Source organism: Azotobacter salinestris (genome assembly GCF_009363155.1).
GTDB lineage: Bacteria > Pseudomonadota > Gammaproteobacteria > Pseudomonadales > Pseudomonadaceae > Azotobacter > Azotobacter salinestris.
On sequence record NZ_CP045302.1, the window covers coordinates 2,174,430 to 2,199,080 of the forward strand.

Genomic DNA, 24,651 nt, shown 5'->3' on the forward strand with positions numbered 1-24,651 from the left:
ACGAATTGTTTGTTGTTGTGTGGACGGCCGGGAGAAGCGGCTCCTCCGGAGACGAAGCCGCTTCGGGGGCGCGCTGAGCTTACTGCGGGCCGAGCTTCCTGATCAGCGCGGCAAGGCGCTCGTACTCGTCGGGCAGCAGGTCGGTCAGCGGCACGCGCACGGGGCCTGCGCCGTGGCCGACGATCTTCGCCCCGGCCTTGACCATGCTCACCGCGTAACCGGCGCGGCGGTTGCGGATCTCCAGCAGCGGCAGGAAGAAGTCGTCGATGATCTTGCCCACGGTTTCGTGATCGTCGGCGGCGATGGCCTTGTAGAACTCCATCGCGGTGCGCGGGATGAAGTTGAACACCGCCGAGGAGTAGACCGGCACGCCCAGGGCCTTGTAGGCCGCGGCGAAGACTTCGGCGGTCGGCAGGCCGCCGAGGTAGGTGAAGCGCTCGCCCAGGCGGCGGCGGATCGACACCATCAGCTCGATGTCGCCCAGGCCGTCCTTGTAGCCGATCAGGTTCGGGCAGCGCTCGGCCAGTTGCTCCAGCAGGGTCGGGGTCAGCCGGCAGACGTTGCGGTTGTAGACCACCACGCCGATCTTCACCGCCTTGCAGACCGCCTCGACGTGGGCGGCGACGCCCTCCTGGCTGGCTTCGGTCAGGTAGTGCGGCAACAGCAGCAGGCCCTTGGCGCCCAGGCGCTCGGCCTCCTGGGCCATGTGGATGGCCTGGCGGGTCGGGCCGCCGACGCCGGCGAGGATCGGCACGCTGCCGGCGCAGGTGTCGACCGCGGTCTTGATGATCTGCGGGTACTCGTCGAGACCCAGCGAGAAGAACTCGCCGGTGCCGCCGGCGGCGAACAGGGCGCTGGCGCCGTAGGGCGCCAGCCACTCCAGGCGGCGGGCATAGGACTCGGCGTTGAAGTTGCCGGCGGCATCGAAATCGGTGACCGGGAAGGACAGCAGACCGGAGGAGAGGACGGACTTGAGCTCTTGTGGAGTCATTGGTCGAGCACCCTGCTTGGTGAGGTGGAAATCTCCGGTCGGCGACCGGGCTTTGAAATAAGTTATCGTATGACTTTCGTAAAAACTAGCCCCTCTCCGTGCCTTTTCCAGCATCTCCGGCGCCTGGCCGGCGTCTATCGAAAAACCAAAAAACCTCTACATTTTGATAAATTTATTTATAAATCATCGATTTATTGAGTTATTGCGGCAGCTTTTCGGAGCAACCCAGCCTCTCGAATTCGACAAGCAGTCATCGTATCTTTTCACAAGAAATACTGTGAGCAGGAGCGAAACCGCGGCGGCGTGCGGCTATGCCTGCCTGAGCGGGAGCGGGAGCAAATACTCGCGGCATCGCAGGCCGACGCCGGGGATTTCCGCGATGCGCGGTGAGAAGCCGGTACCGGCGCGGCCGGCGAGCAGTCGCGAAAACAGGTCATCGCATGACGATGGAGGCTTGTACACGCCGCGCCGGCTTCGGTCCGGGCGCTCTGCGCTGCAAGGGAAGGATGGCGAAGGACCAGGCCGGCGCGGACCGCGATCCGTACGCCGGGGCGGGAATCAGGCCGGCTCGGAACCGGCCTGCTGGGATTCGGCCTCTTCGTGGGCCTGGCGCAGACGTTCGCGGCTGTTGGTCAGGTGCAGGCGCATGGCGGCGCGGGCCGCATCGGCATCCTGACGGGCGATGGCCTCGTAGATTTCCTCGTGCTCGCGGCTCAGCCGCGCCTGGTACTGCTGCTGGTCGGCATGGGCGATGTGCGCCGAATCCAGCCGGGTGCGCGGAATGATGCTGGTGCCGAAGTGGCTCATGATGTCGGTGAAATAGCGGTTGCCGGTGGCCATGGCGATCTGCAGGTGGAACTGGAAGTCGCTGGCCACCGCATCGCTGGCATGACTGGCACGGTTGAAGGTGTCCAGTGCCGCGCGCATCGCGGCCAGTTCCTCGGCGCTGCGCCGGCGGGCGGCCAGGCCGGCGCACTCCACCTCGAGACTGACACGCAGCTCGAGGATGGCCATCACGTCGCGCAGAGTGACGATGGTCGCCGGGTCGATGCGAAAGCCGCTGGGGCTCGACGCATCCAGCACGAAGGTGCCGATGCCGTGGCGGGTCTCGACCGTGCCGGAAGCCTGCAGGCGCGAGATGGCCTCGCGCACCACGGTGCGGCTCACCCCGTGGGCCTCCATGATTTCCGACTCGGTCGGCAGCTTCTCGCCGCACTTGATCTGCCCTTCCCGGATCTGCCGGGTCAGCTCGACCACCAGTTCCTGGGCAAGGCTGCGGTTCTTGCGCCGCGGGCGCGGCAGTGTGCTTTCGTTGCTCATCTCGATGCTCGGTTTCGGCAGTGTTCCGGAGACGTCATCATACGCCTAAGTTGTATGACAATACCGCCCTGTTTTCGCAACTGCCGTCGATGACGCCCGCTCCGCTGGCGATACTCCAGCAACGTGCCAGCAGCCTGCCTTTATTGGCTATTCCGGATGCCTCCCCGCCTGTCGCCAACCTAGCCCCTCAGTCGCGACACAATGACCCGGCCACACGCCCTCGTACCCGGACGCCAGCCGGACAGCCCAGAAGGCATCCCCGTCGAGCCCTCCCCCGGGCGGGCGACACGCAGCCTCAACCCTTCGCTGCCGCCACCCGCCCTTTCACCATGGCATCCAGCCGGCTGATCTGGCGACCGCCCCATGGCCCGGCATCATCCCCGCCACGGAGGCCTTGCCGCCCCGGCCGTCGCGCCCCCCCCAGACAGACGCGACAACTGATCGTGTCATATGATGACATTCAACACCCGAAGCGTTACAGTTGCCCCGCTCCGCCCTGACATTCCAACCGGACGATTGCCCGGGCACCCCGTCAACAACCGCCAAATCCTTATGGCCAGAGGAGTTAAAGCAATGCGGATCGAAGGCAAGAACTACATCGCAGGAACCCGCAGCAGCGAGGGCGACGTCATCGTCCACAGCTTCGACGCGACCACCAGCGAAAAGTTGTCCTATGACTTTTACCAGGCCACTCCCGCCGAGGTGAACGCCGCCGCCGAGGCCGCCGCCGCTGCCTACCCGGCCTACCGCGCCCTGCCCGCCGCCCGCCGCGCCGAGTTCCTCGAGGCCATCGCCGCCGAGCTCGATACCCTCGGCGACGACTTCGTCGCCCTGGTCGGCCGCGAGACCGCCCTGCCCGCCGCGCGCATCCAGGGCGAGCGCGGCCGCACCAGCAGCCAGATGCGCCTGTTCGCCCAGGTCCTGCGCCGCGGCGACTTCCACGGCGCGCGCATCGACCGCGCCCTGCCCGAGCGCCAGCCGCTGCCGCGCGTCGACCTGCGCCAGTGCCGCATCGGCCTCGGCCCGGTCGCGGTGTTCGGCGCCAGCAACTTCCCGCTGGCCTTCTCCACCGCCGGCGGCGACACCGCCGCGGCCCTGGCCGCCGGCTGCCCGGTGGTGTTCAAGGCGCACAGCGGCCACATGGCCACCGCCGCGTGCGTGGCCGACGCCATCCTGCGCGCCGCCGGGAAGACCGGCATGCCCGCCGGGGTGTTCAACATGATCTACGGCAACGGCGTCGGCGAGGCGCTGGTCAAGCACCCGGCAATCCAGGCGGTCGGCTTCACCGGCTCGCTCAAGGGCGGCCGCGCCCTCTGCGACATGGCCGCCGCCCGGCCGCAGCCGATCCCGGTGTTCGCCGAGATGTCCAGCATCAACCCGGTGCTGCTGCTGCCCGCGGCACTGAAGCAGCGCGGCGAGCAGATCGCCCGGGAGCTGACCGCCTCGGTGACCCTGGGCTGCGGCCAGTTCTGCACCAACCCGGGGCTGATCGTCGGCCTGCGCTCGGCGGAGTTCTCCGCCTTCCTCGCCGCCTTCGCCGCCGCCATGGCCGACCAGGGCCCGCAGACCATGCTCAACGCCGGCACCCTGAGAAGCTACGAGCAGGGTATCGCCGCCCTGCACGCCCATCCGAAGATCAGGCACCTGGCCGGGCAGAAGCAGGAAGGCCAGCAGGCCCGGCCGCAGCTGTTCCAGGCCGACGTCGCCCTGCTGCTGGAGGGCGACGCGCTGCTCCAGGAGGAGGTCTTCGGCCCGACCAGCGTGGTCGTCGAGGTGGCCGACCGGGACGAGCTGCTCCACGCCCTGCACGGTCTGCACGGCCAGCTCACCGCCACCCTGATCGCCGAGCCGGCGGACCTGACCGCCTTCGCCGCCGTGGTCCCGGTGCTCGAGCAGAAGGCCGGGCGCCTTTTGCTCAACGGCTACCCGACCGGGGTGGAAGTCTGCGACGCGATGGTCCACGGCGGCCCCTACCCGGCCACCTCGGACGCCCGCGGCACCTCGGTGGGCAGCCTGGCGATCGACCGCTTCCTGCGCCCGGTGTGCTACCAGAACTACCCGGACGAACTGCTGCCCGAGGCGCTGCAGAACGCCAACCCGCTGGGCATCCTGCGCCTGGTCGACGGCCAGCCGAGCCGCGAGGCGCTGTAAGGTCCTCTCTCGCCCCCTTCCCTGCCTGGGAGGGGGCGCCATCCGTGACAACAACAACTAAACGGAAAACCCGCATGACCACTTCGAACCACGCTCGCCGCCGCATTCCGCCACACAGCCACACTTCCGGCACGCCGCCGGGAACGCCGCTCGCCTGATCTGCCAGCCCCGGTCACCGTCGCCGGGCTTTCCCCCCTTTCGCCCAATGCATCCGCGCCCGCGGAGGGGGCCTTTTTGCGCCTTTTCCACCGATCTTCGCCGGTAACAACAACAATGAAGAACAGCCTCTCGCATTTTTCGCTCCGTCCGTCCGCCGCTCTTGCCCTGGCACTCGGCGTCACGGGCTTCCTGCCCAACGCCCAGGCGGCCTTCGTCGACGACGCCAAGGGCAGCCTGACCCTGCGCAACTACTACATGCAGCGCAACATGGTCGACCGCGCCACCCAGGCCAAGCGCGAGGAATGGGCCCAGGGCTTCATCCTCGATCTCAAGTCGGGCTATACCGAAGGCCCGGTCGGCTTCGGCATCGATGTGCTCGGCCTGTGGGCGATCAAGCTCGACGGCGGCAAGGGTACCGGCGGCACCGAGTTGCTCCCCGTCGGCAAGGACGGCAAACCGGCCGACGACTTCGGCCGCCTGGCAGTGGCCGGCAAGTTGCGCTTTTCCGAAAGCGAGCTGAAGGTCGGCGAATGGAGCCCGGTGCTGCCGATCCTCAACTCCAACGACGGCCGCCTGCTGCCGCAGACCTTCCGCGGCGGCATGCTGACGGTGAAGGAAATCAAGAACCTGACCCTCCATGCCGGCCAGATGCGCGAGAACAGCCCGCGCAACGACTCCAGCATGGAGGACATGTCGATGAACGGCGTATCCGGCGCCACCTCCGACCGCTACAACTTCGGCGGCGTCGAGTACAGCTTCAACGACAACCGGACCACCGTCGGCGCCTGGTTCGGCCAGCTCGAGGACATCTACAAGCAGCGCTACTTCGAGATCCGCCACCTGCAGCCGCTGGGCAAGGACTGGTCGCTCTCCTCGCGGGTGGGCCTGTTCGACGGCGAGGAGGATGGCCAGGCCAGGGCCGGCGACCTGGACAACCGGACCCTGACCGGCCTGTTCGCCCTCAAGACCGGCGCCAACACCTTCACCTTCGCCTTCCAGCGCCTCACCGGCGACGACCGCTGGATGCGGGTCAACGGCACCAGCGGCGGCATGCTGCCCAACGACGGCTTCACCACCACCTTCGACAACGCCCGCGAGGAGTCCTGGCAACTGCGCCACGACTACAACTTCGCCGCCCTGGGCGTGCCGGGACTGACCCTCATGAACCGCTACATCAGCGGCAAGAACGTACATACCGCGACGGTCAGCGACGGCGAGGAATGGGCGCGGGAGAGCGAGCTGGCCTACGTGGTGCAGAGCGGCACGCTGAAAAGCCTCTCCGTCAAGTGGCGCAACGCCAGCCGGCGCGCCGACTGGGGCAGCAACAACAGCTACGACGAGAACCGGCTGATCGTCCAGTACCCGCTCTCGCTGTTCTGAAGGCTCGAAGCGGAGTCCGAAGCGTGCGACATGCTCAGGAGCCAGGCCTCTGCCCGGCTCCTGCCTCTCATCGGCCCGCCCGTCCGGCTCCGGCGGCCACTCTGCCGGCAGCCAGCCTCTCGACGAGGCGGACGGTCGTCAGCGCTCCTCGCGGAACTGGAAAATCTGCCGGCGCTGCTTCTTGCTCGGTCGCCCGGAGGTCTCCAGGCCGAGGGCGCCGGCCTTGCGCAGCGCCGCGGCCTCCTCGCGACGGGCCTGGCTCTCGGCGGTTTCCTCGTACAACTGTTGCGCTTCGGGAGCGCCGCGGCGCACCGCGCTGAGCGCGCGGATCACCACGGTGCGCTCGTCGAAACCGGTGCGGATCGTCAGTTCGTCGCCGACCTTCGGCTCCTTCGAGGGCTTGCAGCGCTCGCCACGGCAATGCACCTTGCCGCCTTCGATGGCCTCCTTGGCCAGCGCCCGGGTCTTGTAGAAACGTGCCGCCCAGAGCCACTTGTCCAGACGGACCTTTTCGTCATCTTTTTCGTTCATGCTTGCAGATCACCTCTACCATGCCGACTCCGCCGGCCATCGGGGCCGGCCCAGACAGGTGCGGTTGTCGGTCGTGCCGATTAGAATGCCTCACACCGACTGTGGAGCGCCGCCTTCTTGAAGACATTCGACCAACTTTCGGTGATTGGTCTGCGCGAATGGATCGATTTGCCCGAACTCGGCGTCGCCGGACTGCGGGCGAAGATCGACACCGGCGCCAGCACCTCGACCCTGCACGCCACCGAGGTGGTGCGGTTCGAGCGCGACGGACGCCCCTGGGTGCGCTTCACCGCCCATCTTGGCACCCTGGTGCAGCTGCGTCATCGCCATTGCCAGGCGCCCCTGGTGGCGGTGAAGACCATCAAGAGCTCCAACGGCCAGACCCAGACCCGCTACGTCATCCTCACCACCCTGGCGCTCGGCGATCGTGCCTGGCCGGTGGAGTTCACCCTGACCTGTCGCAAGGCCATGCGCTACCGCGTGCTGCTCGGCTCGAAGGCCCTGATCCAGGGCCAACTGGTGGTCAACCCGGCGCTGACCTACGTGCAGGACAAACCCTCTCTTCCCAAGCTGCTTGGTGTCCAATGAAAATCGCCGTGCTGTCGCGCAACCCACGTTTGTACTCGACCCGCCGCCTGGTGGAGGCCGGCGAGCAGCGCGGGCATCAGGTGGTCGTGATCGACACCTTGCGCGCCTACATGAACATCGCCAGCCACAAGCCGCAGATCCACTACCGCGGTCGTCCGCTGGAGGGCTTCGACGCGGTGATCCCGCGCATCGGCGCCTCGGTGACCTTCTACGGCTGCGCGGTGCTGCGCCAGTTCGAGATGATGGGCGTGTTCCCGCTCAACGAATCGGTGGCGATCAGCCGCTCGCGGGACAAGCTGCGCTCGCTGCAGTTGCTCTCGCGCAAGGGCATCGGCCTGCCAGTGACCGGCTTCGCCCACTCGCCGGACGACATCCCCGACCTGATCGCCATGGTCGGCGGCGCGCCGCTGGTGATCAAGCTGCTGGAGGGCACCCAGGGCATCGGCGTGGTGCTCTGCGAAACCCAGAAGGCCGCCGAATCGGTGATCGAGGCCTTCATGGGCATGGAGCAGAACATCATGGTCCAGGAGTACATCCAGGAGGCCGGCGGCGCCGACATCCGCTGCTTCGTGGTCGGCGAGAAGGTCATCGCCGCGATGAAGCGCCAGGCCAAGCCCGGCGAATTCCGCTCCAACCTGCACCGCGGCGGCACCGCCAGCCTGATCAAGATCACTCCGGAAGAGCGCATGACGGCGATCCGCGCCGCCAAGGTGATGGGCCTGAACGTCGCCGGGGTGGACATCCTGCGCTCCAATCACGGCCCGCTGGTGATGGAAGTGAACTCCTCCCCCGGCCTGGAGGGCATCGAGACCACCACCGGCAAGGACGTCGCGGGGATCATCATCGAATACCTGGAAAAGAACGCCGAACACGGACTGACGCGGACCCGCGGCAAGGGCTGAGCCGGAAACAGGCAACGCATGCGTTGCCCTGGCGAACACGCCTCACACCGCATCGCGCGGCAGCATCAGTCCCAGTGGCAGACAGACGCGCGCCTCCAGACCGCCGCCCGGGCGGTTGCGCAGCTCGACGCTGCCGCCGTGCTGGGCGGCGATGCGCTTGACGATGGCCAGGCCCAGGCCGGTGCCGGAGCCGCCGCGGGCCCGGTCGCCGCGGGTGAAGGGATTGAAGATCTCGCTCATCTCCGCCGGGTCGATGCCGGCGCCGCGGTCGAGCACGCTGAGCACCACGTAGGGCGCGCTCTGGTCGCCGGCCAGGTAGGCCGCGACCTCGACCTGCTCGCCGCCGTGGCGCAGGGCGTTCAGCACCAGGTTGCACAGCAGACGCTTGATCGACACCCGGCGCAGCGGGAACGGCGGGATCGGCTGCAGGGCCAGGCGCACCGTCTCGCCCTTCTGGTTGAACGGTGCCACCACCTCCTGCACCAGCTCGCCCAGCTCGAGCTGCTCCACCGGCTCGTCGCGGCCGTCGCGGATGAAGGCGAGGAACTGGTCGAGGATGGCGTCCATGTCCTCGATGTCGCGCACCATCTCCTCGGTCAGCTCGGAGTCGTTGCCGAGCAGTTCCAGGGACAGGCGCAGGCGGGTCAAGGGCGTGCGCAGGTCGTGGGACACCCCGGCGAGCATCAGTTCGCGCTCGCGGCTGGCCTGCTCGACGTCGGCGGCCATCTGGTTGAAGGCGCGGTACAGCTCGGTCATCTCGCTCGGCGTGTCGCTGACCGGCAGGCGCACGCTGCGCCCCTGGCCGATCTGCCGGGCGGCGAATACCAGCAGCTTGAGCGGCGCGCTCAGTTGGCGGACGAAGATCCAGGCGGCGGCGGTAGAGAGCAGGCCGATGCCGAGGAACCAGCCGAGCACGCTCCAGATCCGCTGGCCGCGCAGCGGATGCGGATACATGGGGATGCGCACCCAGTCCTGCCCCAGGTTGGGCGCATGGACCCAGAGCGCCAGGTTCGGCTGGGCGCGCATGCGCACCTGGGTTTCCGGTCCCAGCTCGTCCTGCATCTGGCGCTGGAAGATCTCGCTGTACGGCCAGTGGTGCTCGCCGAGCGGCACGTTTTCCGGCGCGCCGCGCACCAGGCCGGCCGCCTCGGCGATCCGCGGCTGGTCTCGCTCGTCCGCGGCCCAGTAGGCGCGTAGGGTCAGCGCAGCACCGTGGCTGTACTGGCGATCCACCAGCACATCCTCGTTCAGCATCAGATAGACGAGGGTCAGCGCCTTGGAGAACAGCACGGCGATCAGCACCAGCCAGAGGGTGCGGGCGAAGAAGCTTTGCGGGAACCAGACCGGTGTTTTCATCGATGGCAATCACGAGATAGGCGGCAGGGCGGAACACCCTGCCAGGCGGTTTTCCACCGCTCGGCCCGGTGGGGAAAGGCGAGCGGCCGTCTGGCGCCCTACGACTTGGCGCCGTCCGGCACGAAGACGTAGCCGACGCCCCAGACGGTCTGGATGTAGCGCGGCTTGGACGGGTCCGGCTCGATCAGCCGGCGCAGGCGCGAGATCTGCACGTCGATGGAGCGCTCCAGCGCGTCCCATTCGCGGCCGCGGGCGAGGTTCATCAGCTTGTCGCGGGTCAGCGGCTCTCGGGCATGCTGGACCAGCGCCTTGAGCACGGCGAACTCGCCGGTGGTGAGCATCTGCACCTGGTCGCCCTTCATCAGCTCGCGGGTGGCCAGGGACAGGCGGTAGTCGCCGAAGCTGACGATCTCGTCCTCGCTGGCCGGCGCGCCCGGCACCACCGGCGTCTGGCGGCGCAGCACGGCCTTGATCCGTGCCAGCAGCTCGCGGGGGTTGAACGGCTTGGCTAGGTAGTCGTCGGCGCCCTGCTCCAGTCCCAGGATGCGGCTGCTCTCGTCGCCCTTGGCGGTGAGCATGATGATCGACACCTGGTTGTCGCTCTCGCGCAGGCGGCGGCAGGCCGACAGGCCGTCCTCGCCGGGCAGCATCAGATCGAGGACCACCAGGTTGAAGAGTTCGCGGCCGAGCAGGCGGTCCATCTGCTCGACGTTCTCCACGGCCCGCACACGGTAGCCCTGCTCGCTGAGAAAGCGCTCCAGCAGGTGCCGCAGACGGGGGTCGTCGTCGACGACGAGGATCTTTTCGCCTTCCGGCGTGGCGCTGGCTGTGCTGTTCATCGGAACTCCTGGCAACGGTCGGACGCCATTATATGACGCCGCCCCGAGGGCCGTTCGGCCGACCATTGTTAGCAGATTTTACCCGGCGCCGGGCATCCCGCCAGCGCGGCTTCCCAAGGCACGAGCGAACCTTGGCCAACCGCGTCGCCCGGAGCGGGGACGCGGTTCGTCCTTATTGGATTGTCGTCGTATTTCCATCGACCGCCGACAAGGTCGGCACTAATTCGCCAGCCCCGTTCACCGACCATCTGCTACAAAAGGTCACGCCTGCCCGAGGAGCCTTTGGAACTATTGTTCGTGATAACAAACTAATGTAGGTTTGACATCAATCCGCAACCGTGGACGGAATCGTCAAAAAATCGACGATACCTGTTGCCGCGCCTTCCCGATGACCGTTCCCACCACAACCGACGCTTGTGCATGCGCGGGCTTTCGAGCCGCGACGCACGGGTACGAACCTGGAGTTGATCGTGCAGGACGATGTAAAACGACTGATGCAGCAGACGAACGGCTCGCCGGGCGCCTATCGGGAGTTCACGGGCGACGCCACCGGCCAGGCATCCCCATGGGCGCTGCTGCAGGCGGTACAGCAGGAAAGCGACGTGCTCCTGGAAGCGCCGCGCATGCCGAATGCCGCTCCCCGGCCGAGCCCGTTCCCGCTCGAAAGCGTCGCTCCTGCACCGGCTGCCGCCCGTCCCGCGCAGGCGATGGATGCCCCGCCCGCGCCGGCGGCCGCAACGTTCTTCGGCGCTCAGGAGCCTGCCCAGGTCGCGGCGGGCAATCCCTTCGGCAGGCTCTTCCGGAGCACCCCGCCGAGTGACCGGGACAGCCACCAGGAACAATCCGAAGTCTCCCTGAAAAGTCTCCTGCGAGACATCGGCACATGCCGCTGATCTGCGTCGCCTCCCCCAAGGGCGGGGTGGGCAAGACCACGGTCACGGCGGGTCTCGCCTTCGCCCTGCAACGGCTCGGCCTGCCGGTCACGGTCATCGACTTCGATGTGCAGAACGCCCTGCGCCTGCATTTCGCCGTCGCCCTCGGCGACCTGCGCGGTTACGTGGCTCACGCCGAGCAATCCGACTGGCGGCGACTGGCGCTCCAGACCTCCGGCGGCATCGGGCTGCTGCCCTACGGCATGGTCGGCGAGGCGCAAAGACTGCGCTTCGAGGCCCGCCTCGCCGAGACGCCGGGCTTCCTAGAAGAGGCCCTGCGGGGAATCTTGTCGATCCCGCGCATGGTGGTGCTGGCCGATACGCCGCCGGGCCCCTCGCCGGCGCTGAATGCCCTGAATGCCATCGCCGACATCCGCATCGCAGTCCTGCTGGCCGACGCCGCGTCCGTTTCGCTGCTGCCGCAGATCGAGCAGGGCTTCTTCTATGTACCGCAGGCCACCCGGAGTCCCCTGCCGGTCCTCTACATCATCAACCAGGTCGATCGTCGCCGTCGCCTGAGCGCCGACACCACGGAACTCATGCGCACGCGGCTGCAGGGGGCGCTGCTCGGACTGGTGCACCGGGACGAAGCCCTGGCCGAGGCACTCGCCTCGCAACAATCGATTTTCGCTTTCGACCCCGGCTCCGCGGCCGCCCACGATCTCGACACGATCGCCCGCCGGCTCGGGCGACTGCTCGGAGACCTGGAGCCCCACGCCTCCGGCGTGCGCCGCCAGGGATGAACGGCCGATGTCCCGCAGGTAACTCATCATGCCTCCCCCCTCCCGGAAAGCAGGGCTGTCGGCCTTCATTCTGATACTCGCCGCCAGTCCGGCCCTACTGCTATTCGTCACCGTGCCGCTCGACATTTCCACGCAGGTGGGGATGGGCGTATGCATGATCCTGCTCATGCTGCTGCTGGGCCGGCTCCAGTCCTATACCGTCACGCTGATCCTGATCGTCGTTTCGGTCGCCGTCTCCACCCGCTACCTGTACTGGCGGACCACCCAGACGCTGGTATTCGACAATGGCCTGGAGGCCTTCCTGGGCGCGGGGCTCTATCTGGCCGAAGTCTACGTCTGGGTGATCCTGACGCTGGGCTATTTCCAGACCGTCATGCCGCTGAAACGGCCGATCCGGCCGCTGCCGCAAGACCTCTCGCAATGGCCGACGGTCGATGTCTACATCCCGACCTACAACGAAAGCCTCGACGTCGTCCAGGACACCGTGCTGGCCGCGCAGAACATCGACTATCCGGCGGACAAGCTGCGCGTCTACCTGCTCGACGACGGCAGGCGCCCCGAGTTCGGCGCCTTCGCCGCGGCGGCAGGGGTCGGCTACATCACTCGCGCCGACAACCGGCACGCCAAAGCTGGCAATCTGAACAACGCCTTGGGCCTGACGAATGGCGAGCTGATCTGCATCTTCGACTGCGACCACGTCAGTACACGCGCCTTCCTGCAAGCCACGGTCGGGGCGTTCCTGCAGGATGCCAGGCTGGCCTTGGTGCAGACCCCCCACCACTTCCACTCCCCCGACCCGTTCGAGCGCAACCTCGCCACTGGACGGGAGGTTCCCAACGAGGGCGAGCTGTTCTACGGCCCCGTACAGCAGGGCAACGACTTCTGGAACGCGGCGTTCTTCTGCGGCTCCTGCGCGGTGATCCGCCGCAGTGCCCTGGAAGGGATCGGCGGCTTCGCCGTGGAAACCATCACCGAAGACTCCCATACCGCACTCAAGCTGCAGCGCAGGGGCTGGAACACCGCCTTCCTGCCCATCCCGCTGGCCGCCGGCCTGGCCACCGAGCGCCTGGCCCTGCACATCGGCCAGCGGATGCGCTGGGCGCGCGGCATGACGCAGATCTTCCGCATGGACAATCCCCTGCTGGGCCGCGGCCTGCGCCTACCGCAGCGGCTCTGCTATCTCAATGCGATGCTGCACTTCCAGTTCGCCCTGCCGCGCATCGTCTTCCTGACAGCACCGACCGCCTACCTGATACTCGGGCAGAACGTCATCGCTGCCTCCGCTCCTGCGGTCTTCGCCTATGTGCTTCCGCACCTGGCGCACTCGATCATGACCAACGCCAGGATCCAGGGCCGGCATCGACACTCCTTCTGGGGCGAGCTCTACGAGACGGTGCTGGCCTTCCATATCCTCAAGCCGACCCTGGTCACCCTGATCAGCCCCAAACGCGGCAAGTTCAACGTGACCGACAAGGGCGAATTGCTCGACCGGGGTTTCTTCGATTTCGCCCTGGTCAGGCCGCACCTGCTCGCCGCGGCGCTGCTGGCGACAGCCATCGGCGTGGGCCTGATCCGCTACTTCTATATCGATTGGTTTCCAATCGATCCCAAGGTGCTCGCACTGAACATCGGCTGGGCGCTGTTCAGCCTGGTCATCCTGCTGGCCGCTTCCGCCGTGGCCATGGAGAGCCGGCAACTGCGCAGCACCACCCGGCTGAAACTGAAATTGCCGGTCGTCCTGCATTTCGACAATGGGCGAAGCTGGCAGGGGGAAACCCTCGACATCTCCATGGGCGGCCTCAGGGTCATTCCGACGCAGACCGGAAAGCCGCTGCCAGGCCGGATCGAGTGCATCGAAATTTCCTGCAACGGAGGTTCCGCGCTGTTTCCCGCACGCCTCGTGATGACCGGCGACCGGGAATTGCGCCTGAGCTTCGGCCCGCTCGACGTCGACCGACGGCGCGAACTGGTACGCATCGTCATGGGCCGGGCGGATGCCTGGCTCCCCGATGCTCCGAAACGGACGGACCGGCCCCTACGCTCGTTCTGGAGCGTGCTGAAAAACGCCCTGACGCTGCTCAGGACCGGCAGACAGCAAAAGGACGCGGCTCCAACGATCAGCGCGAAAGTTCCGCATACGCAAGCCGGCCCAACAGCGCCGAACTCCCTCCTGCTGCTTTTCCTGTGCGTCTTCTGCCTCATCGCAGCCCCCCCCCTGCTGGCCGGAGAACTGGAACTCCCGCCCCCGCCAGCATCGGCGCAGCCGACTACAGCGGCAAGCCTGATCGAAGTCCTACACTTCGAGCAGTTGGGCATCAAGGACGGAACGACGCTGCGCGGAGCACGGGCCGAAGTGGGCATCCCTTTCTCGATCGGTCGCCAGCAGATCGTCAGCGAAGCCCGGCTCGACCTGCATATCCGCCATTCGGACAAACTGCCAGCCAATGCCCACCTGGAGGTTCTGCTCAACGGCGAGGCGATCGACGACCTGCGCCTGACGGCCGGCGCGCCGCTCGACGACTTCGTCGAGATAGAGGTTAACCCCCTGTTGCTGCTACCCCACAACAGTCTGAACCTCAGGCTGCGCAGCGACGAGCGGCGCTGCGAGTCGCCCGAGCGCTCGCCGCTGCAGGTCGCCATCGGCAAGGACTCCAGCCTCTCCCTGGAACTGCGCCGGCTCCCCCTGGCGAACGATCTGGCGCTCCTGCCCGTCCCCTTCTTCGACGAAGCGCAGCTCGGCGAGCCGCGCCTGCCTACGGTCCTGGCCGGACAACCCGGCGAGAAAGTCCTGCGCAGCGCCGCGCTGGTAGCCTCGCATTTCGGCGCGCTCGCCCGCTACCGGAGCCTGGACTTTCCGGTAACGGTCGGCACGCTGCCGCTGGGCAACGCCCTGCTGTTCGCCCTCGCCGAGCAGCGCATCGACGGCCTGGAACTGCCGCCCATCGAGGGACCGACGCTGGCCGTGCTGGACAGCCCCCGCGATCCGCACGCCAAGCTGCTGCTGATCGCCGGGCGCACCCCGGACGAGCAGCACGCGGCGGCGCTCGCCCTGGTCCTCGGCGCCGGCCGCCTGAAAGGCACCAGCATACTGCTGGAAGAACCACCCGCGCCGCCGCGACGCGCGCCCTACGATGCGCCGCGCTGGCTTCCCACCGACCGGCCGGTGCGCCTCGCCGAACTGACCGACAAGGACCTGGCGAGCCAGAGCCCCACGCCGGCCGGGGTGAGCCTCAACTTTCGTGCCGCGCCGGACAACTTCCTGTGGGCAATGGCGAACATCCCGGTACACATCCGCTACCGTTTTCCCGAAGGTGACTGGCTGGATACCTCCCGAACCCACCTGGATGTCGCCCTCAACGGTCGCTACCTGACCTCCCTGCCGTTGCTGAAAACCAGTCCGCTGGAAAAGCTCAAGCATTACCTCGGTCAGCAGCCCCGCCAGGAAGAGGCCAGGGTCGAGATACCCGCCTACCTGATCTACGGCGACAACCGCCTGGATTTCCATTTCAACCTGCGCACCAGGGACGAACCGGACTGCTCGCTGGAACTGCCCGAACAGGCCCTGAGCCGGATCGACGGCGACGCCTTCATCGACTTCAGCGGCACCCGGCACTTCGCCCGGCTGCCCAACCTGTCGTTCTTCGTCGGCGCCGGCTTCCCCTTCACGCGAATGGCCGACCTTTCCGAAACGGCGGTGCTGCTGCCGGGCACTCCGCGGGAAGAGGAAATCGAGGCGATGCTCGGCCTGCTCGGACGCTTCGGCGAGTCCACCGGTTATCCGGCCCTCGGCGTCGAAGTGCTCGTCGGCCCGGCCCGGCTGCCCTCGGTCGCCGGGCGCGACCTGCTGGCCATCGGCCGGCTCGACGGCGAGCTGCCCCTGGCATCCCTGCTCGCCGGCTCGGATTTCCGCGTGGAGAAAGGACAACTGCGCATCGCCCCGTGGACGCCGCTCGAACGGGTGCGTCGCTTCGTTCTGGGCGACTGGGACAGCCAGGCGCCGGAGGCCGCGCGACAACTCGCCGGTGACCAGCCGTTCCGCGGGCTGCTCAGCCGCCGTTCGCCCTTCGATCCGGAGCGGGCGCTGGTGCTGGTCCTGGCCCGCGAGGCGCAATGGCTGCCGCAGATCGTCGAGAGCCTGCACAATCCCGGGGTCAGCACGGAAATCCGCGGCGACCTCGCCCACTTCGCGAGCGCCAGACAGGTGCAGAGCTTCCGCGTCGGGGCGCAGTTCGCCTACGGCACCCTCCCCTGGCACATCCACGTCCGCTGGCTGTTCAGCGACCGGCCGGTGCTGCTGGCGACGCTATTGCTGGCCTCGGCGCTGCTCGTCGCGCTCGCCCTGCAACCCCTCCTGCGTGCGCGTGTGGCACGACGCCTGAGCGAATAAGGAGCCGACCATGACCCGCGCCGCCCTGAAAAAACTTTCCCTGGCCGTGCTCTGTGCCATCGGCGGGATCACCCATCCCGAAGGCGCCTCGGCCGAACCGACGGATACCGGCATGACGGTCCTGCTCGAACAGGCCGACTTCTGGCGCTCCCGCCATCGCCCGGACCTGGCCAGGGAAGCGCTGAACCGCGCCCTGCAGGTCCAGCCGGACGCAGAGGAAGTCCTCTACCGGCTGGGGATGCTCGCCCTGGAGGACGACGAAAAGGCCGCCCGCGCCTGGCTGCAGCGACTGGCCGGCAGCCACCCCGGCAGCACTCGCCTCGGCGACCTCGAAGCCGCCCTGCGCGGCAGCAAGCTGGACAAGTCCGCGCTGGCCAGGGCCCGTCTCATGGCCGATCAGGGCGATTCGGCGGGCGCCGTACAGGCCTATCGCAAACTGTTCGGCGACGGAGCACCACCGCCCGATCTGGCGCTGGAGTATTACCAGACCCTGGCTGGCACCGACGGGCACTGGCAGGAAGCCCGCGAGGGGCTGGAAAAGCTCCACGCCGGGCAACCGGGCAATCCACAGGTGAAGCTTGCTCTCGCCCGCGCGCTGAGCTACCGGGAAGCGACGCGCCGCCAGGCCGTCGAGCAACTGGCCGATCTGGCGCCGCAATCGCCCGAAGCCCGCACGGCCTGGCGCCAGGCCCTGCTCTGGCTGGACGCGGGCGCCGGGGACGAGGCCCTCTACAGTCGCTACGGGGCGGCCAATCCGGGCGACACCGAAGTGGCGGCGCGCTTCCAGGCGATGCTCTCGGCCAAGCGCCAGGAGCCCGGCGACGGCGCCAGGGCCGCCGGCTTCGACGCGCTGCAGGGCAGGCGCAACGCGGCGGCCCTGCAGAGCTTCAGGCTGGCGCTGAACCACAACCCGCGCGACGCCGAGGCCTGGGGCGGCCTGGGCATCGCCCAACTGCGCGCGCAGAACTACCGGGACGCCGCCACCAGCCTGCTCAGGGCCACCGAACTGGCCCCCGGCAGTCGAGACCGCTGGACGAAGGCGCTGGCCGACGCCGAGTTCTACGGAAAGCTGCAGACCGCCCGGCAGAAGCGCGACGACGGCCACCTGGGCAGCGCCGAAGCGCTGGCCCGGCCGCTCGCCGACGGCAGCGGGGAACGCCCGCGGGCCGCCAAGCTGCTGCTGGCCGACATCCTGCTGCGCCAGCAGCGCAACGCCGAGGCCGAACAACTCTACCGCGGCCTGGTCGCGGCGACCGGAAACGACCGGGCGGCCCTGGCCGGCCTCTACGACAGCCTGCTGCGCCAGGGCAAGCGGCAGGCTGCCAGCGAACTGCTGGGCCGCAATCCCGGCCTGGCCGACGCCCTGCAAGGCGGCCGACAGCAGGTCGAAGCACTGGCCCTGCGCGATCGCGCCGCTGCCCTGCTCAAGCAGGGCAGCGGCGAGGAAGCCGCCCGACTGCTGAACGAAGCCTTGCGGCTGACGCCGCAAAACCCCTGGATACGCCTGACCTACGCGCGACTGCTCAACGCCAGGGGCGACCCGCAACAGGCGCAACGCCTGATGGAGCCGCCGGCGAGCGGTCCCGTCGATGCCGAGGCCCTGCATGCCGCCGCCCTGCTGGCCATGGACCAGACGCGCTGGGACGACGCCAGGGCCCATCTGCGCCGCTTGCCGCCGGAGCGCCAGGCCAGCCCGCAGATCCAGGCCCTCGAACAACGCCTGCGGATCAGGGAGCGCATCGCCTCGGTGCACGGTGTCGCCACCGGCGCCAACCGCCTGGCCGCGCGCCGAGCCCTGCGCGCGCTGCACGACGAAGCGCCGGAGGAGCCGCTGGTGCGCGGCGAGGTGGCGCTGGCCCTGGCGGAGCTGGGCGAGCCTGCCCTGGCCCTGGACATGGTGCGCGACGACCTGCGCAACCTCTCCAGCCACGCGCCCGCCGACTATCTTTCGCACGTCGCCGTGCTGGTCAGGACCGGCCAGGTGGCCGAGGCCGAAGTCCTGATCCACCGCCTGGAACGCAGCGACCTCAACGCCGATGACCGGGAAGCCCTGCGCAGGCTGCGCAACGGCTTCGCCGTCGCCCAGGCCGACCGGCAACGGCAGAACGGCGACCTGGCGGGCGCCTACGACACCCTGATGGCCCATATCGACGAATCGCCCGGCGACACCGAACTGCTGCTGACCATGGGCCGCCTGTACGACACAGGGAAGATGTACAAGGAGGCCACGGCAGTCTACGACTCGGTACTAAAAGACGCGCCGGACAACCCCGAAGGCGTGCGCGGCGCGGTGAGCGCCGCCCTGGGCGGCAACGACGCCAGGCGCGCCGCGCAGTTGATCGAGCGCGCTGGCCCGTCGCTCGACGAACCCACGGCGCTGCTGCTGTCCGCCCGCGTAGCCGAAGCGAATGGCGACAACCGGCGCGCCATCGCCCTGCTCGAAAGCGCCCGGCGCAAGCACCTGGCGGCGACCGGCCAGGCCAGCGTCACAGGTGCTCCGGCCTTCATGACGCGCGACAACCCCTTCCGCGCCCCGCGTGACGCCATGTTCCCGGTCCTGGCACAGGCCAACGCGGACGCCGGCCTGCCCAGCCAGCGGCGCGGTCCGTCCACGACGGCCGACCCCCTGGCCAGCGAAATCGAGGGCCGCCTGAACGCCCTGCGCGAGAAGACCGCCACCCGGCTGTCCGCCGCCACCAACCTGCGCATCCGCGACGGCGAGAAGGGCCTGTCCGAGCTGACCGAGGTTAAAGCGCCGCTGCAGCTCTCCATGGTGCCGCTGGACAACGGCCGCATCGAGCTGACCGCCACGCCCACCCGCCTGGACGCCGGCACGCCCGGCCGCGACGCGGCCAGGCGTCTCGGCAGCTATGCGCTGGCCAGCGGCCTGACCGAGTCCGTTTTCGGTGTTTACGACGGGCTGGTGAAGACCTACTCCAGCTCGACTCTGCAAGTGAGGGAACAGCAGGTCAGAGAGGAGGAAAAGCGCGCGCTGACCCTGGCGGAGCGAGCTGCGATCGTCGCGGACGCCAGGATCCAGGCAGCACAGACGATAAGCGACGCGGCCGTGGCCGCCGGGCTGAGCGCGGAGCAGGGTGAACGGCTCGCCAGCACCCTGCTCAACTCCACCGCTCAGCGCGTGCTCGCCCCCTACCGGCCGGAATCCCAGGACGACACGGGCGTGGGCCTGAACCTGGCCTACAGTTCCGACTCGCTCAAGGCCGACATAGGCACGACGCCGCTGGGCTTCGAGAAGACCAGCCTGGTCGGCGGCGCGAAATGGACACCGAAGGTCGGCCAGAACGGCAACCTCGCTCTGGGCGTCGAGCGGCGCGCGGTGACCGACAGCCTGCTCTCCTACGCGGGCGCCAAGGACCCGGTCAGCGGCAAGACCTGGGGCGGCGTCACCAAGACCGGGGTCAACGCCCAGTACGCCTACGACAACGGCGCCGCCGGCTTCTACGTCGGCGGCGACTATTACCTATATCGCGGCGACAACGTCGAGAACAACCACTCCATCGGCCTGCACACGGGCGTCTATGCGCGCCCCGTCAACACCCCCACCCGGGAACTGCAGACCGGCGTGCACCTGAACTGGATGGGCTTCGACAAGAACCTCAGCGGCTATACGCTGGGCCACGGCGGCTACTTCAGCCCCGAGAACTTCGTCGGGCTATCCTTTCCCGTGCAGTACAGCCTCAAGAGCGACCGCTGGGACATGAAGCTGCGTGCGGCCGCCGGCTATCAGTCCTTCACCCAGGAGCGCGCGCCCTATTTCCCCAAGGACAAGGCGCTGCAGAACCAGCTCGAACAATTGGGCACGGCGGTGCAGAACCTCTCCGACGGACTGACCGCCGCCGGCCAGAGCACGACGTTGCCGGCCATCGAGACCCATTACCGCGCCGACAGCCAGAGCGGCATGGCCTTCAACGGCGGCGCCACGCTCGAATACCGCCTGAGCGAGCAGACCCGGGTGGGCGGCACCATCGGACACGACAGCTTCGGCGAATATTCGGAGACGACCGGCTCGATCTATTTCAAACACGCCCTGGAGAATCTTCCTTGACAGCGGAAAACGACATCCCGGCCAGGAACCTGGCCTATTACGGCGAGCGCCACGACGACCGCCCCTGGTGGCCGTTCGTGCGGACCCTGGTGGGCGAGATCTGCCAGTCGGCCGGCACCACCGATGCCTGCCATTTCCTGCACCACGTGGGCTCGCGTCTCGCCGCCGCCCATCCGCTGGCGGAACAGCCGACCCTCGCGGCCCTGGAAAAGGCCCTGAACGGCGTGCTGGGCGAGTTCGAGTGGGGCTGGGTGCAACTGAGCACCGATAACCGCTCGATCCGCATCCTGCATGGCGCCTATCCGAGCGCCTGGGAAACCACGGACCACTGGAGCCAGGCGATCGCCGCCGTGCTCGAAGGCATGTACCAGCATTGGTTCCAGGCGCAGAACCAGGAGGTACGGCTGCAGGTGCAATGCACCGACAGGAGTCAGACCGGCGCCCTGGTATTCCGCTGTGGCCGCTAGAGGAGCCGGCCCGCTGGGGGCCCTGATCGCCCTGCTGTTCCTCTGCCTGCAGGCCAGCGCCGGCGAAGACGAGTACTGGCGGCTCTACCGGACCCGCTACATCGACGGCGGCCGTGTGCTGGACAGCGGCAACAAGGGCGTCAGCCATTCGGAGGGGCAAGGCTGGGGCATGCTCCTGGCGGAGGCCAACGGCGACCGCCAGACCTTCGACCGGCTCTGGGGCTGGACCCGTCGGCACCTGAAGCGCCGCGACGTGGCCCTGTTTTCATGGCGCTACGACCCGGCCGCCTCGCCGCCGGTGCAGGACCCCAACAACGCCACCGACGGCGACCTGCTGATCGCCTGGGCCCTGCTGCGCGCCGCGCAGCGCTGGGACGCCGCCGACTACCGGAACGCATCGGCGAAGATCCGCCAGGCGATCGCCAGCCGGCTGATCAAAGAGTATACGGGCCTGACCGTTCTCCTGCCCGGCCTGCAAGGTTTCGATCAGAACGGCCAGCTCGTCCTGAACCCGTCCTATCTGGTGATGCCGGCCATCCAGGCCTTCGCCCGGATCGACCCCAGCGGCGGCTGGCAAAGATTGCTGGACGACAGCCAGACCCTGCTGGAGCGCGCGCGCTTCGGGAAGTACCGGTTGCCTCCCGACTGGCTGGCCTTCGGCGCGGACGGCACGCTCAAGCCCGCCGCCGCCTGGCCTGCCCGCTTCGGCTTCGACGCCGTGCGGGTGCCGCTCTACTTGGCATGGGGCGGTGAGCCCATCTCCTCGATCCGGCTCGCGCCCTTCGTGGACTTCTGGTCCTGCTGCGAGCCGTTGCACGCCTGGGTGGATTTGGACACCGGCAAACTCTCGCCCTATCCGGGCTCCGTCGGCGTCAAGGCGATCGCCGCCCTGCTCAGGGGAGAGGAACCCGTCGCCACGCCCGAACAACTCGCGAAGGAGGACTACTACTCGATGTCGCTGCTGATGCTCGCGCGTCTGGCGCGCAAGGAGGGAGCGCCATAGGGAAGCGGCCTACCGGGCAGCGCCGCCCCGCGTCGTCGTCCGGCCGTTATAATCGCGCTCCCTTGTGGCCAGCCCGGCCACCTTCCCCCGCCCAAGCAGGAAGTCGTATGGACAGCATCAATGCCCGCATCGCCGAAGAGCTCGGCGTCCGCCCGCAACAGGTCGCCGCCGCCGTGGCGCTGCTCGACGAAGGCGCCACCGTGCCCTTCATCGCCCGTTACCGCAAGGAGGTCACCGGCAGCCTCGACGACACCCAGTTGCGCACCCTGGAGGAACGCCTGCGCTACCTGCGCGAGCTGGAGGAACGGCGCGGTGCGATCCTTTCCAGCATCCAGGAACAGGGCAAGCTGACCCCGGAACTGGCGCGCGAGATCAACCTGGCCGATACCAAGACACGCCTGGAGGACCTCTATCTGCCGTACAAGCAGAAGCGCCGCACCAAGGGCCAGATCGCCCTGGAAGCCGGCCTCGGCGAGCTGGCCGACGCGCTGTTCGGCAATCCCGAGCTGGCCCCCGAGGCCGAGGCGGCGCGCTTCGTCGATGCCGAGAAGGGCTTCGCCGATGTGAAGGCGGTGCTGGAAGGCGCCAAGTACATCCTCATGGAACGCTTCGCCGAGGACGCCACCCTGCTCGAGCGGCTGCGCGGCTTCCTCAAGACCGAGGCCACCCTGACTGCCCGCCTGGTCGCCGGCAAGGAAACCGAAGGCGCCAAGTTCAGCGACTACTTCGAGCACGACGAGCCGCTCAAGGGCGTGCCCTCGCACCGCGCCCTGGCGATCTTCCGCGGCCGCAACGAGGGCGTGCTGAGCGTCAGCCTCAAGGTCGGCGAGGAATTGCCGGGCAGCATGCATCCCTGCGAGGGCATGATCGGCGAACGCTTCGGCATCGACAACCGCGGCCGCGCCGCCGACAAGTGGCTGGCCGAGGTGGTGCGCTGGACCTGGAAGGTCAAGCTCTACACTCATCTGGAAACCGACCTCTTCGGCGAGCTGCGCGAGGCGGCCGAAACCGAGGCGATCTCCGTGTTCGCCCGCAACCTGCACGACCTGCTGCTCGCCGCCCCGGCCGGTCCGCGGGTGACCCTGGCCCTGGACCCCGGTCTGCGCACCGGCTGCAAGGTCGCCGTGGTGGATGCCACCGGCAAGCTGCTGGACACCGCCACCGTCTACCCGCACGCGCCGAAGAACGACTGGGACGGCACCCTGGCGATCCTCGCCAGGCTGTGCGCCAAGCATGGGGTGGAGCTGATCGCCATCGGCAACGGCACGGCGAGCCGCGAGACCGACAAGCTGGCCGGCGAGCTGATCAAAAAGTACCCGGCGCTGAAGCTCACCAAGATCATGGTCAGCGAGGCCGGCGCCTCGGTGTACTCGGCCTCCGAACTGGCCGCCCGCGAATTCCCCGAGCTCGACGTGTCGCTGCGCGGCGCGGTGTCGATCGCCCGCCGCCTGCAGGACCCGCTGGCCGAGCTGGTGAAGATCGAACCCAAGGCCATCGGCGTCGGCCAGTACCAGCACGACGTCTCCCAGTTGCAGCTGGCGCGCTCGCTGGACGCGGTGGTCGAGGACTGCGTGAACGCCGTCGGTGTCGACGTCAACACCGCCTCGGCCGCGCTGCTGGCGCGCATCTCCGGCCTCAACGCAACCCTCGCGCAGAACATCGTCGCCTACCGCGACGCCAACGGCGCTTTCAAGACCCGCGCCGAGCTGAAGAAGGTGCCGCGTCTGGGCGAGAAGACCTTCGAGCTGGCCGCGGGCTTCCTGCGCGTGATGAGCGGCGACAACCCGCTGGACGCCTCGGGCGTGCACCCGGAGGCCTATCCGGTGGTCAAGCGCATCGCCGCCGATACCGGGCGCGATATCCGTTCGCTGATCGGCGATTCGGGCTTCCTCAAGCGCCTCGATCCTGCCAGATTCACCGACGAGACCTTCGGCCTGCCGACCGTCACCGACATCCTCAAGGAGCTGGACAAGCCCGGCCGCGATCCGCGCCCGGAATTCAAGACCGCCGAGTTCCAGGAGGGCGTCGAGAGCCTCAAGGACCTGAAGCCCGGGATGATCCTCGAAGGCGTGGTGACCAACGTGACCAACTTCGGCGCCTTCGTCGACATCGGCGTGCATCAGGACGGTCTGGTGCACATCAGCGCGCTGTCGGAGAAGTTCGTCAAGGACCCGTACGAGGTGGTCAAGGCCGGCGACATCGTCAAGGTCAAGGTGATGGAGGTGGACATCGCGCGGGGCCGCGTCGGCCTGTCGATGCGCATGGGCGACACCCCCGGCGAGAAGGTCGAGGGCCCGCGTGGCGGCGGCAAGCCGCGCGGCAATGCCCCGCGCAGCGAGCGCCATTCCGGCCAGGACAAGCCGGCGCCGGCGAACAACGCCATGGCCGCGCTGTTCGCCAACGCCAAGCAGTTGAGGAAGTGATTCCGTGAGCATGCAAGAGGAAGAGGTCGGCCGGAACAGCGCCTTCGGGCGCCTGCTCGGCCTGGAGATTCTCGCCGCCGGCGGCGGCGAGGCGACGGTGCGCCTGGCCATGCACGACGGCCTGCGCAACCTGCACGGCAAGCTGCATGGCGGCGCGCTGTTCTCGCTGATCGACAGCGCCATGGGTCAGGCCAGCCACAGCCTCAACGACGGCACGCCGGACAGCGTCACTCTGGAGTGCAAGGTCAACTACATCCGCCCGGTCAGCGAGGGCGAGCTGACCTGCCGCGCCTGGGTCGAGCACAACGGCACGCGCACCCAGGTGATCGAGGCGGAGGTGCGCCAGGACGGCAAGCTGGTGGCCAAGGCGCTGGCCACCTTCGCCCGCCTGTAGGCATTCCGTTGCCCAGCCC

General features: G+C 68.2%; 17 protein-coding genes. 12 read left to right on the forward strand and 5 right to left on the reverse strand.

Annotation, left to right across the window (positions count from 1 at the left end; all coding sequences use genetic code 11):
• Positions 1-79: 79 nt before the first annotated feature.
• Together kdgD and GCU53_RS10190 are read right to left on the reverse strand one after the other, a co-directional pair.
• Positions 80-991, reverse strand: coding sequence for a 5-dehydro-4-deoxyglucarate dehydratase (kdgD, locus tag GCU53_RS10185; protein ID WP_152387512.1), 912 nt, complete (start codon positions 989-991; stop codon positions 80-82).
• Between the two features lie 558 nt (positions 992-1,549).
• A complete protein-coding gene (locus GCU53_RS10190) occupies positions 1,550-2,311 on the reverse strand; it encodes a FadR/GntR family transcriptional regulator (protein ID WP_152387513.1) in 762 nt (253 codons plus the stop codon).
• 573 nt (positions 2,312-2,884) lie between these two features.
• On the opposite strand from GCU53_RS10190, the gene GCU53_RS10195 reads away from it, so the two are divergent.
• Positions 2,885-4,462 carry an aldehyde dehydrogenase (NADP(+)) gene (locus GCU53_RS10195; RefSeq protein ID WP_152387514.1) on the forward strand — a complete coding sequence of 526 codons (1,578 nt, stop codon included), beginning with the start codon at positions 2,885-2,887 and terminating at the stop codon, positions 4,460-4,462.
• 273 nt (positions 4,463-4,735) lie between these two features.
• Positions 4,736-6,001, forward strand: a complete 1,266-nt coding sequence (locus tag GCU53_RS10200; protein WP_167520050.1) for an OprD family porin — start codon at positions 4,736-4,738, stop codon at positions 5,999-6,001.
• 138 nt (positions 6,002-6,139) lie between these two features.
• Here GCU53_RS10200 and hslR read toward each other — a convergent pair whose 3' ends face one another.
• Entirely contained in the window at positions 6,140-6,532 is a 393-nt protein-coding gene (gene hslR, locus GCU53_RS10205) for a ribosome-associated heat shock protein Hsp15 (RefSeq protein ID WP_152387515.1), read from the reverse strand.
• Positions 6,533-6,649: 117 nt separating this feature from the next.
• Between hslR and rimB the strand changes: the two genes are divergently transcribed.
• Positions 6,650-7,120 carry a retropepsin-like aspartic endopeptidase RimB gene (gene rimB / locus GCU53_RS10210; protein ID WP_152387516.1) on the forward strand — a complete coding sequence of 157 codons (471 nt, stop codon included), beginning with the start codon at positions 6,650-6,652 and terminating at the stop codon, positions 7,118-7,120.
• A complete protein-coding gene (rimK, locus tag GCU53_RS10215) occupies positions 7,117-8,022 on the forward strand; it encodes a 30S ribosomal protein S6--L-glutamate ligase (protein ID WP_152387517.1) in 906 nt (301 codons plus the stop codon). The genes rimB and rimK overlap by 4 nt, the downstream gene beginning before the upstream one ends.
• Before the next feature lie 42 nt (positions 8,023-8,064).
• Here the strand turns inward: rimK and GCU53_RS10220 are convergent, their stop codons facing one another.
• Complete coding sequence (locus GCU53_RS10220; RefSeq protein ID WP_152387518.1) at positions 8,065-9,378, reverse strand: ATP-binding protein; 1,314 nt, start codon at positions 9,376-9,378, stop codon at positions 8,065-8,067.
• Positions 9,379-9,476: 98 nt separating this feature from the next.
• Positions 9,477-10,217 (reverse strand): osmolarity response regulator transcription factor OmpR, encoded by a 741-nt coding sequence (gene ompR / locus GCU53_RS10225; RefSeq protein ID WP_152387519.1) that lies wholly within the window; start codon positions 10,215-10,217, stop codon positions 9,477-9,479.
• Between the two features lie 470 nt (positions 10,218-10,687).
• On the opposite strand from ompR, the gene GCU53_RS10230 reads away from it, so the two are divergent.
• From GCU53_RS10230 to GCU53_RS10265, 8 genes are all read left to right on the forward strand, one after another.
• Complete coding sequence (locus GCU53_RS10230; protein WP_244307163.1) at positions 10,688-11,110, forward strand: hypothetical protein; 423 nt, start codon at positions 10,688-10,690, stop codon at positions 11,108-11,110.
• A complete protein-coding gene (gene bcsQ, locus GCU53_RS10235; RefSeq protein WP_152387521.1) occupies positions 11,101-11,892 on the forward strand; it encodes a cellulose biosynthesis protein BcsQ in 792 nt (263 codons plus the stop codon). Before GCU53_RS10230 ends, bcsQ begins: the two co-directional genes overlap by 10 nt.
• Positions 11,893-11,920: 28 nt before the next feature.
• On the forward strand, positions 11,921-16,279 hold the full coding sequence (gene bcsA, locus GCU53_RS10240; RefSeq protein ID WP_152387522.1) for a UDP-forming cellulose synthase catalytic subunit: 4,359 nt from the start codon (positions 11,921-11,923) through the stop codon (positions 16,277-16,279).
• Positions 16,280-16,289: 10 nt separating this feature from the next.
• Positions 16,290-20,345 carry a cellulose biosynthesis protein BcsC gene (locus GCU53_RS10245; RefSeq protein ID WP_152387523.1) on the forward strand — a complete coding sequence of 1,352 codons (4,056 nt, stop codon included), beginning with the start codon at positions 16,290-16,292 and terminating at the stop codon, positions 20,343-20,345.
• The gene (gene bcsD / locus GCU53_RS10250) at positions 20,342-20,812 is read left to right on the forward strand and encodes a cellulose biosynthesis protein BcsD (RefSeq protein ID WP_152387524.1); all 471 of its coding nucleotides are present in this window, start codon (positions 20,342-20,344) and stop codon (positions 20,810-20,812) included. Before GCU53_RS10245 ends, bcsD begins: the two co-directional genes overlap by 4 nt.
• Complete coding sequence (locus tag GCU53_RS10255) at positions 20,802-21,815, forward strand: family 8 glycosyl hydrolase (protein ID WP_152387525.1); 1,014 nt, start codon at positions 20,802-20,804, stop codon at positions 21,813-21,815. The genes bcsD and GCU53_RS10255 overlap by 11 nt, the downstream gene beginning before the upstream one ends.
• Positions 21,816-21,922: 107 nt before the next feature.
• Entirely contained in the window at positions 21,923-24,238 is a 2,316-nt protein-coding gene (locus tag GCU53_RS10260; RefSeq protein ID WP_152387526.1) for a Tex family protein, read from the forward strand.
• 4 nt (positions 24,239-24,242) lie between these two features.
• The gene (locus tag GCU53_RS10265) at positions 24,243-24,632 is read left to right on the forward strand and encodes a PaaI family thioesterase (protein ID WP_167520051.1); all 390 of its coding nucleotides are present in this window, start codon (positions 24,243-24,245) and stop codon (positions 24,630-24,632) included.
• Positions 24,633-24,651: the final 19 nt, after the last annotated feature.